This window comes from Vibrio hibernica (genome assembly GCF_015223435.1).
Lineage (GTDB): Bacteria > Pseudomonadota > Gammaproteobacteria > Enterobacterales > Vibrionaceae > Vibrio > Vibrio hibernica.
Genome location: NZ_VHKO01000002.1, coordinates 168,411 through 184,552, shown reverse-complemented (window position 1 = coordinate 184,552; position 16,142 = coordinate 168,411). Strand labels below are relative to the sequence as shown.

General features: G+C 38.0%; 14 protein-coding genes. 5 read left to right on the top strand and 9 right to left on the bottom strand.

The annotated features are described in order from the left end of the window. Nucleotides 1-3: 3 nt before the first annotated feature. The 5 genes from artM to FH976_RS02115 all read right to left on the bottom strand — a co-directional run bounded on the left by artM (nt 4) and on the right by FH976_RS02115 (nt 3,961). On the bottom strand, nt 4-678 hold the full coding sequence (gene artM, locus FH976_RS02135) for an arginine ABC transporter permease ArtM (protein ID WP_194089257.1): 675 nt from the start codon (nt 676-678) through the stop codon (nt 4-6). Beyond that, nucleotides 675-1,379, bottom strand: coding sequence for an arginine ABC transporter permease ArtQ (gene artQ, locus FH976_RS02130; protein WP_194089273.1), 705 nt, complete (start codon nt 1,377-1,379; stop codon nt 675-677). Before artQ ends, artM begins: the two co-directional genes overlap by 4 nt. Before the next feature lie 32 nt (nt 1,380-1,411). After that, entirely contained in the window at nt 1,412-2,143 is a 732-nt protein-coding gene (locus FH976_RS02125) for an arginine ABC transporter substrate-binding protein (RefSeq protein ID WP_194089256.1), read from the bottom strand. A gap of 106 nt (nt 2,144-2,249) precedes the next feature. Then, nucleotides 2,250-2,978, bottom strand: a complete 729-nt coding sequence (gene artP / locus FH976_RS02120; RefSeq protein ID WP_324187403.1) for an arginine ABC transporter ATP-binding protein ArtP — start codon at nt 2,976-2,978, stop codon at nt 2,250-2,252. Between the two features lie 269 nt (nt 2,979-3,247). Then, complete coding sequence (locus FH976_RS02115) at nt 3,248-3,961, bottom strand: DUF3581 domain-containing protein (RefSeq protein ID WP_194089254.1); 714 nt, start codon at nt 3,959-3,961, stop codon at nt 3,248-3,250. Nucleotides 3,962-4,333: 372 nt separating this feature from the next. On the opposite strand from FH976_RS02115, the gene thrS reads away from it, so the two are divergent. From thrS to FH976_RS02090, 5 genes are all read left to right on the top strand, one after another. Beyond that, nucleotides 4,334-6,259, top strand: a complete 1,926-nt coding sequence (gene thrS, locus FH976_RS02110; RefSeq protein WP_194089253.1) for a threonine--tRNA ligase — start codon at nt 4,334-4,336, stop codon at nt 6,257-6,259. A 3-nt stretch (nt 6,260-6,262) separates the two neighbouring features. Continuing rightward, entirely contained in the window at nt 6,263-6,814 is a 552-nt protein-coding gene (gene infC, locus FH976_RS02105) for a translation initiation factor IF-3 (RefSeq protein ID WP_190332888.1), read from the top strand. Nucleotides 6,815-6,986: 172 nt separating this feature from the next. Beyond that, nucleotides 6,987-7,181: a 50S ribosomal protein L35 gene (rpmI, locus tag FH976_RS02100; RefSeq protein ID WP_089138142.1), complete on the top strand. Its 195-nt coding sequence runs from the start codon at nt 6,987-6,989 to the stop codon at nt 7,179-7,181. 38 nt (nt 7,182-7,219) lie between these two features. Beyond that, on the top strand, nt 7,220-7,573 hold the full coding sequence (gene rplT, locus FH976_RS02095; protein ID WP_194089252.1) for a 50S ribosomal protein L20: 354 nt from the start codon (nt 7,220-7,222) through the stop codon (nt 7,571-7,573). A gap of 208 nt (nt 7,574-7,781) precedes the next feature. Next, nucleotides 7,782-8,618, top strand: coding sequence for a CvfB family protein (locus FH976_RS02090; RefSeq protein WP_194089251.1), 837 nt, complete (start codon nt 7,782-7,784; stop codon nt 8,616-8,618). A gap of 115 nt (nt 8,619-8,733) precedes the next feature. Here FH976_RS02090 and rsmF read toward each other — a convergent pair whose 3' ends face one another. The 4 genes from rsmF to FH976_RS02070 all read right to left on the bottom strand — a co-directional run bounded on the left by rsmF (nt 8,734) and on the right by FH976_RS02070 (nt 16,075). Further along, nucleotides 8,734-10,170: a 16S rRNA (cytosine(1407)-C(5))-methyltransferase RsmF gene (rsmF, locus tag FH976_RS02085; RefSeq protein WP_194089250.1), complete on the bottom strand. Its 1,437-nt coding sequence runs from the start codon at nt 10,168-10,170 to the stop codon at nt 8,734-8,736. A 108-nt stretch (nt 10,171-10,278) separates the two neighbouring features. Beyond that, nucleotides 10,279-12,933, bottom strand: coding sequence for an MlaD family protein (locus FH976_RS02080; RefSeq protein WP_194089249.1), 2,655 nt, complete (start codon nt 12,931-12,933; stop codon nt 10,279-10,281). Next, nucleotides 12,914-14,206, bottom strand: a complete 1,293-nt coding sequence (locus tag FH976_RS02075) for a PqiA/YebS family transporter subunit (protein WP_228767310.1) — start codon at nt 14,204-14,206, stop codon at nt 12,914-12,916. Before FH976_RS02075 ends, FH976_RS02080 begins: the two co-directional genes overlap by 20 nt. Before the next feature lie 9 nt (nt 14,207-14,215). Further along, complete coding sequence (locus FH976_RS02070) at nt 14,216-16,075, bottom strand: ABC transporter ATP-binding protein (RefSeq protein WP_194089248.1); 1,860 nt, start codon at nt 16,073-16,075, stop codon at nt 14,216-14,218. Nucleotides 16,076-16,142 lie beyond the last annotated feature (67 nt).

Genomic DNA, 16,142 nt, shown 5'->3' with positions numbered 1-16,142 from the left:
CTATTAATGACCATTATTTTCAAACGCGAGCACTTTTTTCTCAATTTGTCTAAATATGAGTGAGAGTGAACCATTTACGATGAGATAAAATGCGCCAGCAATACCAAATACGGTCAATGTATCATAGGTTTGAGCATTGATACGTTGTGCATAGCCCATCAAATCCATAATAGTAATCGTGCTCGCAAGAGAGGTGCCTTTAAACACTAAAATTACTTCATTCGAGTAAGCTGGAATAGCACGGCGAATCGCATAAGGAAGCAAAACGCCTAACGTGGTTTTAGTGCTCATACCTAAAGCGCGACAAGCTTGCCATTGCCCTGAAGGAATCGCATCAAAGGCGCCTTTAAATAATTGAGTGCTATAAGCTGCCGTATTTAGTGCTAAGGCGATCATAGCGCAAAACCAAGGCTGACTTAACCAGTTCCACGCAATACTTTCTTTTATTGCTTCAAACTGTCCTGGACCGTAATAAATTAGAAAAATTTGTACTAATAACGGCGTACCAGTGAATACTGTTATTAATCCTCGGCTCAACCAATGAATTATTGGTGTTTGAGTAATTAAGCTCACCGTCATTAAAAGAGAAAGAATACAACCAACCAGTAAGGCTACAGCGGTGAGTTCGAGGCTTGTTTGTAACCCGTTTAACAATTGCCAAATATGTTGTTCATTCATGCTTTGGCTCCGGTTTTCTTCTTATTGATCGTGATGGTATTTTCTTGTAGTTGGTATTTTTTATTAATTAACTTCACGATGCGTTGGGTTATTAATGTGATCACAAGATAAACCATGGCAGCGGTGGCGTACCAAGTAAAGCTTTGGTGGGTAGCGGCAGAAGTTAGTTGTGCTTGCTTTAAAAGATCGGTGACACCAATTAAAGAAACCAATGCTGTATCTTTTAGCAGTACAAGCCATTGGTTCGTTAAGCCGGGTAGAGCATGACGAATAGCCTGTGGTAAGACGATACGAATAAAGGCACGTTTTTTACTTAGTCCAAGAGCATTAGCCGCTTCCCTTTGCCCTTTTGGGACTGCTTTTAAAGCGCCACGTAATGTTTGAGCAGCATAGGATGCGAAAATAAGGGAAAGGGCAATAACACCGGATAAGAATGGGCTAACATCAATATACTCGCCAGTGACATAAAATAAGATTTGGCTGGAACCAAAGAAAATAAACAAAACGACTAATAATTCAGGTAACCCTCTGATGATAGTCACAAGAGCAGTAGTCGGCCAAGAAATCACGCGTAAACGAGACATCTCACCACCCGCAAATATTACGGATAAGATTAGGCCGACTGCAAGACTACTGAACGCGAGTTCAATTGTTAATAAACTCGCATCTACCAGAGCAAGAGAGTAACCTGAAAGCATTATTTTTTCCGATCGTTTAGTGGTTTATTTAACAATTACTTGCCAAAATATTGGTCAAAAATTTTCTTGTATTGACCATTTTCTTTCAACGTTTTCAATGCTGTATTGAGTTGCTTAACAAGATCTTGATTATCTTTATTAACGGCAATACCAAAACCATTACCAAAGTACTGCTTATTAGTTACCGGGTCACCAACGTAAGTTAGCTTATCATTATTTTTAAACCATTCCGCTACAACTGCTGTATCACCAAATACACTATCAATACGTCCATTTTGCATATCGATAAAGGCATCTTGATAACTTGCGTATGGAACAGAAGTAACATCTGGCATCTGATCAACTAAATAGCTTTGGTGTGTAGAACCATTTTGAACGCCAACACGCTTACCTTTTAGTGCCGCTTGATCGGTAATTTTGCCTTTATTTGAAACAAAAGCAGCAGCGTTATCGTAGTAGGCATCAGAAAAACTGACTTGCTTTAGGCGTGCATCAGTAATATCCATTGCAGAAATAGCAGCGTCATAACGTTTGAATTTTAATGCAGGGATTAGACTATCAAAAGCTTGGTTATGGAAAGTACATGTTGCTTTAATTTCTGTACAAATTGCTTTCGCTAAATCGATATCAAAACCTTGAATCTGATTATTATCATCCATATATTCAAATGGTGCATAAGTCGCTTCAGTAGCAAATTTTAATTCTTGTTGTGCAAAAGCATGCGTTGATGCTAAAGCGATAACACTGGCTAACAAAATTTTTTTCATTGTATAACTCCATTTATATCTGTGATTTTCTTTAAAAAATATCGCTTATTACTTAGTGAGTATTATATTAATTTCTCACCTTTATTTAAGGAAAGGGAACGTCGATTTAATGTTGTAAATATTGTTTAAAAGCTTCAGTTTTAGGGTGTGTAAAACTGGATTTATCACCGTATTCTACAACATATCCTTTTTCTAGATAAAGTAGGTGGGAGGCTATTTTTCGGGCGAAGTCTACCTCGTGGGTGACGACGACTTGGGTTATGCCTGTATTGCTTAAATCTTTAATAATATTAACAATTTGAGTTGTTATTTCAGGATCTAATGCAGCGGTTGGCTCATCAAATAGCAATACATCAGGCTTCATCATTAATGCTCGAGCAATCGCAACGCGTTGTTGTTGACCACCTGATAATTGTAATGGCCAAGTATTTATTTTATCGGCAAGTTGGAGGCGGGTGAGTATTGACGTCGCTTCTTGTTTAGCAGACTCTTTTGATATGCCTAGTACTTTTACTGGAGCTTCAATTAAATTATCTAGTACGCTCATATGTGGCCATAGATTATATTGTTGAAAAACCATGCCGACTTTTTTGCGTAAGCTCAAACCATCTTTTTCTGAAATATTGTGATTAAAATCGTATGAGGTGCCTGCAACCTGAAGTGAACCACTATCAGGTAGCTCTAATAGATTAAGTATACGGAGTAGCGAGCTTTTACCGGCGCCACTCGGCCCAAGCAAAACTAAAGTATCACCTGATTGGCATTCAAAGCTCACATCATGGAGAACTTGTGTTGAGCCGTAGAATTTATTAATCGCGCTAATTTGAATAGTCATGCTTCCATACTGCATTAATTTTCACTAGCCGGATATACTAATCAGTACATCATATTATGCAAGAAAAAATTATTTAAAATTAAGAACCGAGAGGAATACTCCAAATCGGCTTAAATAATAGACGATAATTTGTTAGCCGAGTACTTGTTTGTTAATGAAATGTTGGTAGTTGGGATGTAAGTCAAACATAAGGTTAAATAGGGGATATGTTAGAAAATAAAAAAGCTAAAGAAGATGAATTCTTTAGCTTTCAAATCGAGATGCTTTAACTACTTACTTGCTAAAAAGGCATCTTTACGCGTATTGAAAATATCAACAAAATAATTAATTTCTTCACTACAATATGGTTTTAAACCTGTGGCGATCATACGTTTGGCTCCGCGGCCGACAATCTCACCTTGTTCTTTAAAGGCAAAGTTGAGTGTGACCACACCACGCTTACCATTCACATCGAAAGTTGCTCCGGAGAATTCTACTTCAGGGTGAGTGAGATCTAAGCGAGAAAATTCAATGTCCATACTTTCATATATAACTAATGGACGTTGGCAATTGAACATCTGTTGCTGCTCTTCCATTAATGGCACCATGATGTGTGGGAAATTCATGCCAGAAAATTGAACGTAATTAGTGACAACATGTTCAATGAACACATTATTGGTACAAACATCACCTTCATGATGCATATGTAGATAAGCTTTGCCTTTACTGTCTAATAGGGCAATGTCGTTTTCATTGGTTTCTTCAATATGTAGTGGTACACCATCAGCAACCATGCCTGAAAAACGAAAGCTCATTTTTTCGCTGATGCCTTTTTGTTGAAGTAGCATGGCAAATAATAAATCACCCGGCACACAGAAACGTTTACTGTCTTCATCATGGATAGGATTAAAGTCACCCGCTACTTTTTTAGCAAAATGACTCGCTTGTTCACGAGTGAATTTGAAGGTGTTGTCTTCTGTGGAAAAATAAGGGGCTAAGAACATAAGTCACTACTGGTAATAAAAACAGCCGCGATTATATATGACAAAGTGAGTAAATTGGTCAGTCCAGTTAAAAAAAATACAATAAAGTTCAAATGGCTCTAAAAAATGCACGAAATAAGGTGAAATTAAATCAATGATGAAGGTATAAATTATTATGAAAATCGCTATAATGACCGGCTTCTTTTAATTGAAGTCGATGCTTACTTCTCGTTATTGTCAATTTTGATTTGTACCAAAGTCTAAAGCTGAACGACAGACTATAAAGAAGATAAATTTTCTATGACTGAATGATTTATGTAATTAAATTTTTGGTCAACTATTTTAAACTCAAGTGCTACTTGGTATGTGGCACCACTGTAATAGGATATATTCATGCCTGTAATTACTCTCCCTGATGGCAGTACTCGCCAATTCGATAACGCAGTTTCAACTATGGATGTAGCATTTTCTATCGGCCCTGGTCTTGCAAAGGCTACTATTGCTGGCCGTGTAGATGGCAATCGTGTTGATGCGTGTGATTTGATTGAAAATGATGCGAGCTTAGAAATTATTACTGCTAAAGATGAGGATGGTTTAGAAATCATTCGTCACTCTTGTGCTCACTTGCTTGGACATGCGATTAAGCAATTGTTTCCTCAAGCTAAAATGGCAATTGGTCCAACTATCGATCGTGGCTTTTATTACGATATCGATCTTGAACATTCATTAACTCAAGACGATCTTGATGCTATCGAAAAACGTATGAAAGCGTTAGCGAAAACCAAGTATCAAGTTGTGAAAAAGAACGTCAATTGGCAAGAAGCACGTGATACGTTTGAGTCTCGTGGGGAAGAATACAAAATTGCAATTTTGGATGAAAATGTCTCTCGTGATGATCATCCAGGTTTATATCACCATGAAGAATATATCGACATGTGTCGTGGTCCGCATGTGCCGAATATGAGCTTCTGCCAAAACTTCACTCTACTTAATGTAGCGGGTGCATATTGGCGTGGTAATAGTGATAATAAAATGCTGCAACGTATTTACGGCACAGCGTTTGCGGATAAAAAACAACTTAAAGAGCATCTTGTTCGTTTAGAAGAAGCGGCTAAGCGTGATCATCGTAAAATTGGTAAGCATTTAGATTTATTCCATATGCAGCAAGAAGCCCCGGGTATGGTCTTCTGGCATCATAATGGCTGGTCAATTTTCCGTGAACTAGAAGTATTTGTACGTGAAAAACTGACCGAATACGATTATCAAGAAGTAAAAGGTCCATTAATGATGGATCGTGTACTTTGGGAACGTTCTGGTCACTGGGATAAATACGCCGATGCCATGTTCACAACGTCTTCAGAAAATCGTGAATATGCAATTAAACCAATGAATTGCCCAGGTCATGTTCAGATCTTCAACCAAGGTTTGAAGTCTTATCGTGATTTGCCACTACGAATGGCAGAGTTCGGCTCTTGCCATCGTAATGAACCTTCAGGCGCGTTACACGGCATTATGCGTGTGCGTGGTTTTACCCAAGATGATGCCCATATCTTCTGTACTGAAGAACAGATTCAAGATGAAGTGATCCAATGTATTAAAATGGTCTATGACGTCTACAATACGTTCGGTTTTGATAACATTGTTGTTAAACTATCGACTCGTCCTGAACAACGAGTCGGTAGTGATGAAATTTGGGATAAATCAGAGAATGATTTAAAACTTGCTTTAGAGTCGATGGAAATCCCATATGAAATTCAAGAAGGAGAAGGGGCATTCTACGGTCCTAAAATCGAGTTTACATTACACGATTGTTTAGATCGTGCATGGCAATGTGGTACTGTTCAACTTGATTTTAATTTACCGGGTCGTTTAGGGGCTACATACGTTGGTGAAAGTAACGAACGTCTTGTTCCTGTTATGATTCACCGTGCGATTTTAGGCTCTCTTGAACGCTTTATCGGTATTTTGATTGAAGAATATGCTGGTTTCTTTCCTACTTGGTTGGCACCAGAGCAAGCTATCATCACCGGAATTACAGATAAACAGGCTGATTATGTGCAACAAGTTGCACAAAAATTGCAAAAATCTGGCTTTAAAGTAAAAGCGGACTTGAGAAATGAGAAGATAGGCTTTAAAATCCGCGAACACACATTAAAGCGTGTACCTTACATCCTCGTTTGTGGTGACCAAGAAATGGAAGCTGGAGAAGTTGCAGTACGTACACGAAAAGGCACAGACCTTGGTAAATTCAAAGTTGAAGATTTAATTTCATATCTTCACGCCGATGTCTCAAGCCGTAAGCTCAATCTGGAGGAATAACCTATTAAAGGCGGAAGAAAAGGCCAACAACCGGCCAAGCAAAACCAGCATCGTTTAAACGATGAAATACGTGGCGTCAAAGAAGTACGCTTAACCGGTGCAGATGGCGAGCCAGTAGGTGTTGTCACAACTGAAGAAGCACTTGAAGCAGCGGTTGAAGCTGGTATGGATCTGGTAGAAATCAGTCCAAACGCTGAACCACCAGTCTGTCGTGTGATGGACTATGGTAAATTCCTCTTTGAAAAGAGCAAAGCTGCTAAAGAGCAGAAGAAGAAGCAAAAACAGGTCCAGACTAAGGAAATTAAATTCCGTCCTGGGACTGATATCGGAGACTATCAGGTAAAACTACGCAACCTGACTGGTTTCCTTGAAGACGGCAACAAAGTGAAAGTAACTATTCGCTTCCGTGGTCGTGAAATGGCTCACCAAGAGATTGGCGTAGACGTTCTTAGGCGTTTGAGAGTGGACACTGAAGAGTTAGCAGTGGTTGAATCTTTCCCAACGCGTATAGAAGGTCGCCAAATGATCATGGTGTTGGCCCCTAAAAAGAAGTAATTAACGGCCTTACAAGTAATTAAACCTCGTTACCTGCCATAATTGGCAAGGTAAAGAGGTTTTATTCGCCCTAATTACATATTATTAACCGATATGTTTATTAACACTGCGTTTTTTAAGCTATTTTTAGCACGTAGAACGATTAATACATACAATGCGGAGTTATTCATCCATGCCTAAGATGAAAACAAACCGAGGCGCTGCGAAGCGTTTCAAAAAAACTGGTGGCGGCTTTAAATTTAAGCACGCGACAAAACGTCATATCCTGACTAAACGTACTACTAAAAACAAGCGTCAGCTTCGTCCAAACTCCATTCTTCCTAAATGTGAAGTAGCTGGTGTTGTACGTATGCTTCCATACGCTTAATTTTTTGTTAGTTTATTTAATAGTTTAGGAGAGACATAATGCCTCGCGTAAAACGTGGTGTACAAGCTCGTGCACGTCATAAGAAAGTTCTAAAGCAAGCTAAAGGTTACTACGGAGCACGTTCACGTGTTTACCGTGTAGCTTTCCAAGCAGTTACAAAAGCTGGTCAATATGCATACCGTGACCGTCGCAATAAAAAGCGTACGTTCCGTCAACTATGGATCGCTCGTATTAACGCTGCTTCTCGTCAAAATGGTCTATCTTACAGCCGTTTCATTAATGGCCTTAAGAAAGCATCTATTGAGATCGATCGTAAGATCCTTGCTGATATCGCTGTATTCGACAAATCTACATTTGCAGTATTAGTTGAAAAAGCGAAAGCTGCTCTTTAACTAGAATCAGTTTTAGAATTATGAAAAAGAGAGCCTCGGCTCTCTTTTTTTATTACTGTTTATTATCAATAGCTTTAATTAGGTTCATTATTTAGTATTAAAAATACTGATGTCTAGTATTCCGATTTCATTTTAATGAATTACAAAGACAAGATAGTAGGCTATCACGTATAATTAACTTGTCATTTACGTTAATAAAAGAGTTTTCATGATTAATATTGGTCAAATCAATACACTTACTGTTACCAAACAAACAGATTTTGGATATTTCCTTGATGCTGATGATTTTGGCTCTGTGCTGTTACCTAATAAATTTGCATCAGATAATATCGTTGTTGGTAGTGATATAGATGTGATGCTGTATTTTGACTCTGATAATCAACTTTCTGCGACAACAGAAACACCAATAGCTCAAGTTGGGCAGTGGGGAATGATGCATGTTGTTGGCGTAAATAATATCGGGGCTTTTGTTGATTGGGGTATCGATAAAAAAGACTTGCTGATTCCTTTTAGTAATCAACGTGTTCCTTTATCTGAAGGGCAAAGTATTTTAGTTTATGTTTATTCTGACTCTGCATCTGGCCGTATTGTTGGTACAACCAAATTTAATAAATTATTAGATAAAACCCCTGTAACTTATGCAATTAATGATCAGGTCGACTTATTGATCGCTGAACGTACTGATCTTGGCTTTAAAGCGATCATTCACGAAAAGCATTGGGGAGTGATCTTTAAATCAGATGTATTTGGAAAGCTATTTGTTGGTAAGCGCTTGAAAGGTTACATCAAAGAAATACGTGAAGATGGACGAGTTAATTTATCACTGCAAAAGATTGGAATAGCAAAAATGGATGACTTGAGTGAAAAAGTGCTCCATGTATTGGAAACTAAAGGTGGATTTTTACCATTAAGTGATAAGTCAACTCCTGAAGCTATTTTTACGGTATTTCGAACAAGTAAAGGGACGTTTAAGAAGACTATCGGCGGCTTGTATAAAGAAGGAAGAATTCGCATCGAAAAAGATGGCATTTACCTTATTGATTAATAAACCTATTAGAAGATAAAGCCTCGATAGAGGCTTTTATGAAAAGAGTGTCCCGAAACAAGCAGTGGCGAGTTGCGTTCACTTTTAAGTATAGGAACGTCCTTGATATTCGATCTTAAAATAAATTATTATCTCGAACTAATTCTCGAGGTAAACCATTTTTAATTCTATTTCCAACCCATTTTCCTAGGCCAATAATTTTATTTTCAAAGCTGACGATCACTTCTCCTGTTCCAATTTGAATAGGACGAACATCACGCCCCATAAACCACTCTCGAGCCTCTTCGATTGTTAGTTCAACTAGCAAATTATTATCTGGTTTGGCAAGAGCCATGACAGCCTCATGCTGCCAACGAAATAGTTGAGATGATTTCTTGGCTGCTTTTAATATTTCAGCCAGTTTTATTCCGATCCTACTGAAGCGGAGTTCTCCAATCATGTGCGTCATAGCACTTGGAAATAACCATACCTCTTTATCTCTGATCCATATGTCACTGCTGTCTGGGATCGATAGAGATAGCGTTTCCGCTAATGAATATTTAATTTGTTCGATGAGTTTCGCTGAGGCTTTTTCAAACGGGAATTTGCCTAAACGTTTATGTACTTCTAAAGGAGGAACTGAAGCGACCTTCTTTATTCTAGCGACAAAAAAACCTTCACTATCAAATATTTGAGGGTAGACGTGAAGGAACCCTTCTGCTGTTATTGCTTTCTCTGCGTGTTCAAATAAATGTCCAAGAGATTGAAACTCAACAGCATCACCGAAAGTGTTTTTCAGATGATGACAAACGTCTTGGTTTTCTTGCAGATTCAAGGTACAAGTAGAATAGACTAAAACACCATTATGTTTTAACGCATGAAAAGCACTCTCAATGAGATCTTTTTGTGTTTGGGCTATTTCAATAATGGAAGATAAACTCCAATTACTCATGGCATCGGCATCTTTACGTACCGAACCTTCGCCTGAGCATGGGGCATCGAGTAAAATCGTATCGAATTGTTCTGGTAACCATGCGCCGAATACGCGAGCATCGAAGTTAGTGAGTGCAGTATTATGAATGCCGCAACGTTGTAGGTTAGCACTAAGGATTTTCACTCTACTCGCTGAATATTCATTTGCAACGAGGGCGCCATTATTTTGCATTGCCGCAGCAATTTGAGTGGTTTTTGAACCTGGTGCAGCAGCCATATCTAGAACAGTATTAAAGTTATCATTATTTTCTAATAGGGCGGTAACAGGAAGCATTGAACTGGCTTCTTGAATGTAAAACAAACCAGATAGGTGCTCTGCGGTATTGCCTAGAGGAACGGTGTCATCCTCACGCTCGAGCCAAAATCCTTGATTACACCAAGGAATAACTTCTAATGACCATAGCTTTTTTTTTGCCAATATTAAGAAATCGGATACTGAAATTTTGAGTGTGTTAACTCTAATACTACGACGTAAAGGTCGTTGACATGCGGAGGTAAACTCATCCATGCTTAAATGAGGTGGCATAGTCGATTCGATTAAAGATAAAAATTCAGGTGGAAGTTTAACGTTAGGATGCAAAGTAGCCTCAATATTTAGTCTAAGAAGAATGAATGTTATTTTGTATTAAAAGAAAATACAGCTCATTTAAGCTGTATTTTACAGGTTACGTTATTAGTAAATATCCCACTATGATCGTGGAATCGCTTTTTGCCAAGTTAACCATTCTGGTTGAGATTCTTTATTAAGCAGAAAAGTTGTTTTAGGCTCAGCTTTAGGCTCTAAATCTTCCCCTTCAGGTGTAGCAAAGGTAATTCCTCCACGTAAGATATTATCTACAGTCCCTGCTTTGACATTTGCCCCCGTTAATCCAATGCTAACATTCACACCAGATACATCCCAGAAGATGGAGTTTTTACGAATTAAATAAGCGTATTTTTGATTGATCTCGATTGTTGTGATGACCCTATCCGCCAAATCACCAAGCTCGACATGAGTAACTCGACCGACTTCAAAATCACGATATAAAATAGGGGTGCCTGCCTTCACTGAATTTTTCGTTAAGCTTTGTAGATAAAAAGTTGTCCCTGATTGCATTTGTCGTTGCTGATCTAAAGTAAATTTGTAGTTTGCAGTGGTATTTGTTGAGGGCATTACTTGCAAGTAAGGCGTTAACAATGAGTCTATATTTTTCGCTCCGTTGAGACTTATTTCAGGGCTAACCACCCAAAATTGACTCCCTTGTCTAGCAATGTTTGATACATATTGAGGGAAGATTCGTGCTGTAATATCCACATTATTAAGCCTAAAGTCGGGGCGAACGAGGGTGATTTCGCCTACAGGTACACCTTGATATTTGATCGGCATGCCTGGTTTTACACTGCTATTTTCTTTTGCTATTAAAGTAATTTGACGACCAAATTGACGAGCAGATTTATAGTCTTCGTAGAGTATCCAATTTTTATTTAGCTTGTTTTCTACTCCGTTTATTGAATCGAAAGCGATGCCACCTTTTATTAATGACGCTAAAGGTGACGCGGTCACATTTATACCGCTTAAACTTGCATCGACCTTAATACCTGAATAATTCCAAAATACGGTATTTGCCGTGAGTAGGTGCTGGTAACGGTTTTCGATGCGAATAAATATTTTTACACCACCATCAACGAGCTTAAAGCTTGATACCTTACCAACTTGAAGATTGCGGTATAGAATAGGACTGCCTTTGGATACGGGTGGTAGTGAAGGGGCAAACAAGGTTAAGCTTGTTGAACCGAATGTTTCATATTTTGCTAGTTCAGCTAAGGACTCGCTCGCATAGAGTTGATATTTACTATTGATTTTTTCATCGCCACGGCTATCAAAACTAATTGAGCCAGCTAACAGTCGTTTAACCGGAGGCATGGTGACACTAAGCCCCATTCCACTAATCTGAGCATCAACGCTACCACTCACAAAAAAGCGGCTTTGAGATTTTACTAGTTGAGCATATTTAGAACTAACTTGGGCATCAAAAACTACTTTATCGTTACGTAAAGATATATTACTGACTGTACCTACAGGAATCCCTTTATAAAGAATTTGGGTTCCAGTTTCTAATCCGTATGTGTCATCTGAAATCAATGTTATTGCTGTTGTAAGACGCTTAGTGCGTAGTAAATCATTTTTACGAATAACACTGAACTGACGCGTTTTTATACCAATGCCGGGAACCAAAGTTAGAAAATTACCAGTCACAAGGTTAGATACATTTTCCAATTTGGTTAACGAGAGTTTAATTTCTTCTAAGACAAACTGAGAGCCTTGATTTAATACATCATTAAACGCAGGTTGAATTGCCGCTGAAGCGATAACTGATTTTTTATCTTCAGATAGTTTTACATCCGTAATTTGACCTATTTCGATGCCTTTATACATGATAGGGGAATTGGCTGATACTTTACTGTCATCAGGTAATACCATTGTTATACGAGTTCCGCGTCCTGCCGTTTTAATGTTTGAATATAAATTAAAGTTAGTATCGGGTTCTATTGTGCTGCCATCTTGTGGGGAGTCAACGGCAATACCACCAATCAATAACGCATTTAAACTTTCTAACTGAACATCAACACCATTAAAACCTATATTGGCACTGATACCACTTACATTCCAAAACCGGCTGTCTGAATTGATGATATGAGAGTATTGCTTTTGGATAGAAATTTGAATTTTGACTGAGTTTGAATCTTTAGCGAGTGTGAAGTTTGTCACTTCTCCTATCGGGATCTTACGGTACATAATTTTAGATCCGACCGTGATAGAACCTAAATCCTTTGAAGTGAGAGTGAGGTTAAGGCCATTTTGGCTACGAAGATCCATCGGTTCTTCTTTAAACGCGGTGTAATTAGTTGAAAAATGCTTAGAGGAGTCTCTTAGTTCATGATTATTTGGATCAATTGCAATATAGTTACCAGATACTAAGGCATCAAGCCCCGTGATTCCACTCAAGCTTGCCTGAGGTTTAACTAACCAAAAACGAGTATGCTTAGATAATAATTTACTTGCCTTAGGGTAAATATCAGCCGTGACATAAATATCTTTTAAATCATCGGAGAGACTTATCTTTTTGACAATGCCGACCTCTAATCCTTGATAGCGTATCGTTGTTCTTCCTTCAACTAATCCTTGTGCATCAGAGAAGTGAATCTGAATCCGCTCACCCATTTTTGAATACGTTTTATAACCTAACCAACCGGCAAGGCAAAGAGCGATCAACGGAAGAATCCATAATGGTGAAATTTTAGGTTCACTTTTTATTGTGATTTTATCTATTGGCGTTTGCTCATTATTCATCGGTAAGTTCATTCTTCTCTTTATTAGTAGGGTAGTTGTCCCAGATTAGCCTCGGATCTAAACTTTCTGCTGCCAGCATGGTAAGCACAACGACACCGGCAAAGGCAATAGCTGCTGGACCCGGTGAGAAATCAAGGAGTTGATCCCGATCCACTAAAGCTATAGTAATCGCAATAACGTATAAATCTAGTATGGACCATTTTCCTATCCATTTTACAAATAAGTAGATTTTCATTCTACGAGTATAGTGAGTGAGCGATTTTACTTGAATACTGATCAGTATGTAAATAAGCCCAACTATTTTTGCAATCGGAACGGCAATACTGGCGATGAAAATAATTAATCCAATTAATGGCATACCACCATCAATGAATGAAATAACGCCAGAAAATATAGTGTCTTCAAAGCGCTTACCATTACTATAAAAAATAGAGATAAGGAGCATATTTGCAGGGAAGATTAAAATACTCGCAGTAATTAAATATACCCATGTTTTCTGTATCGAATTAGGTTTTCTCTTGCGCATTTTAAAGCCGCAGCGCTGACATGAATCTGCTTCTGGTTGGGATAAATGACAATGGCGACAGTGGCTATCAACTTTTTTAAATTGAAAGTGGTTCGCTGGTTTCCATTGTTGCCAATAACGACGCACACTCATTCGAGATAATAAAAAGATAATAACAATTTGAGTAAGAAAAATACAAGCTAACCCCAGCTGTGGATTGATAGTTGCGTATTCGCTTAATTTAAAGAAGGCGATGGCGATACCCAATAAAAATACATCTAGCATCATCCAATGTTTTAACCGTTGAAATATAACTAAAGAATACTTGAATACTAAAAAATGTTGATGTCTTAATCCCCAATGAGCGGTAATGACAGAGCAGAACACGATAAGAGGAGTGAGAATACTGCAGAATAAAACTACAAAGCCTAAAACGATGGATGTTTCTTTCATCAATACATATGAGCCACTGAATAAGTTAGCTGAAAAATTAATGTTGAAAAGACGAATGGTTACAAATGGAAAAAACAGGCATGGAATGAAAAATAATAAACCACTAACCGCGAGGAATAAGTTACTTTTTAAATGACTTTGATTGCCACAATAAAGTTGAGTATTACACCTTGGGCAGTGGGCATTTTTATTATTAGGTACCTCACAAGTTGTGATTTTTATTTCGCAGGTTGGACAAATTATTTGAGCCTGCTTTGCTTGAAGAAGCCGAGTTGCTTCATCATCTTTTGATGAAGGATGCAGATTATGACGTTGTTCGGTATTCAAGCCAGAATCTCAGCGGAAATAGCTTGACCCAGAATGTGATAGTTCTGCTGTCGTAGATTTTGTTGGTTGATTGCGTTCAATAGTTGCTGCGCCATAGAGTGTTTGATATAGCCCTTGTTGATGTAGCAGTTCACCATGAGTTCCTGCTTGTGTTACCTGACCATCTTCTAATACATAAATGAGATCAGCTTGCTTAATCGCGGAGAGTCGATGAGCTACAATTAGAGTTGTCCGTCCGGTTAAAAAAGTGTCCATTGCCATGTGAAGTCTAGATTCAGTGGCTGTATCTAATGCTGATGTGGCTTCGTCTAAAATAACAAATTTCGGATTGGTTAGTAACATACGAGCAATTGAAAGTCGTTGTCGTTGACCGCCAGATAAACGAACTCCTTGTCTACCTATTAGAGTGTTTAAACCATCTGACAACTGATTAATCACATCATCCAACTGCGCCATGTTAAGCGCTTGCCACAGATCATGATCAGTATATTCACTTCCAAGCGTTAAATTCTGCCTTAAAGTATCGTTAAATAAAACAGGATTTTGCAATACTACTGAAATTTGGTCTCGAATTTCTTTAAAGCCAATATCGTCGCAATTAGTTTTATTGAACAAAATCATACCACTTTGAGCACGATAAACACCAATAAGTAATTGTATAAGTGTGGATTTACCACTGCCACTAGCGCCAACCAATGCAACTTTTTTTCCTGCTGGGATGGTTAACGTTAGCTTATCTAATATTTTTTGTTCGTGATTATAAGAAAATTCTACATCTTGAATATGAATGTCTAAAGAGGAATATTCGTTAAATGGATTTATCTTTGCGACAGGTCGATATTCTTCTTCTAGTAAAAGCAAATCGTTAATCCGTTGAAGCGCTGCTTTGGCGCTATACCAAGAAAATTGGACTGATAACAATTCTTGTACTGGGCCGAGCATAAACCATAAATACCCAAATACAGCAAAAATTTGACCAATAGTAAGATCGCTGAAGACAACCATTAACATGGCAATGGCTCTAAATAGCTCAAAACCTAATAAGAATAATAGAAAAGAAAGTCGGCCTGCAGCTTCTGATTGCCATGCAAATTTATCTGCATCTTCGCGGATCTGATTGGCCTGCTGTTTGAGTTCTTGTAAATATAAGGATTCTTTATTTGCCGCTCGTAATTGATAAATACCGTCTAAAACTTCAATTAATCGATTTTGAAAACGTTCAAATGATTTATTTTCTTTTTGTTTTAAATGTTTAACTTTACCGCCGAGCTTTCGAGATAAATAAATAACTAACGGATTGACCAATAAGATGAATAAACCCAAGCGCCAGTCTAACCATAGTAAGACACCCGCGGTACCAAATACGGTAAGAAAACTGATAACGAATTTACTTAATGTGGTGCCAATAAACTTATCGATGGTTTCAATATCTGTAACTAGGTGGGAATTAATACTGCCACTACCGCGAGTCTCGTATTGTTGGATGCTGATCAAACCAAGCTTATCAATCATTTTGCTTCGAATTTGATAAGTAACGGTTTTTGATACCAATGTAAATTGACGGTTTTGTAAAATATTTAATAACTGACTGGCAGTGCGCATTAAGACAATCATTAAAAAAGCCAAACCAATATAGCCAGCAGGCGAGTGTAATGATTGAGGAAGAACATGATTCATTACTTCAATGCCAGTTGATGGCTTGTTGAGTAAGACCTCATCGACCATTAAAGGCATTAATAATGGAATAGGGACACTGAGCATGGTGGCGATAACGGCGACTACATTTGCAGCAATGAGTTTACGTTTATGATTTTTTACTTGAGTAATAAGCCAAGACTGGTTAATCATAGATTGATAATTATTATTCATGAGTGATAATGATTCCCATTTGCGAAGTTTGCATTGTACGTAATTAACCAAAATATGGAAGTAGAGC

Bases quoted from the DNA above. Each gene is read 5' to 3' on its own strand.
- artM (WP_194089257.1), bottom strand. From the start codon at position 678: ATGAATGAACAACATATTTGGCAATTGTTAAACGGGTTACAAACAAGC.
- FH976_RS02125 (WP_194089256.1), bottom strand. From the start codon at position 2,143: ATGAAAAAAATTTTGTTAGCCAGTGTTATCGCTTTAGCATCAACGCAT.
- artP (WP_324187403.1), bottom strand. From the start codon at position 2,978: ATGACTATTCAAATTAGCGCGATTAATAAATTCTACGGCTCAACACAA.
- FH976_RS02115 (WP_194089254.1), bottom strand. From the start codon at position 3,961: ATGTTCTTAGCCCCTTATTTTTCCACAGAAGACAACACCTTCAAATTC.
- thrS (WP_194089253.1), top strand. From the start codon at position 4,334: ATGCCTGTAATTACTCTCCCTGATGGCAGTACTCGCCAATTCGATAAC.
- rpmI (WP_089138142.1), top strand. From the start codon at position 6,987: ATGCCTAAGATGAAAACAAACCGAGGCGCTGCGAAGCGTTTCAAAAAA.
- rplT (WP_194089252.1), top strand. From the start codon at position 7,220: ATGCCTCGCGTAAAACGTGGTGTACAAGCTCGTGCACGTCATAAGAAA.
- FH976_RS02090 (WP_194089251.1), top strand. From the start codon at position 7,782: ATGATTAATATTGGTCAAATCAATACACTTACTGTTACCAAACAAACA.
- FH976_RS02080 (WP_194089249.1), bottom strand. From the start codon at position 12,933: ATGAACTTACCGATGAATAATGAGCAAACGCCAATAGATAAAATCACA.
- FH976_RS02070 (WP_194089248.1), bottom strand. From the start codon at position 16,075: ATGAATAATAATTATCAATCTATGATTAACCAGTCTTGGCTTATTACT.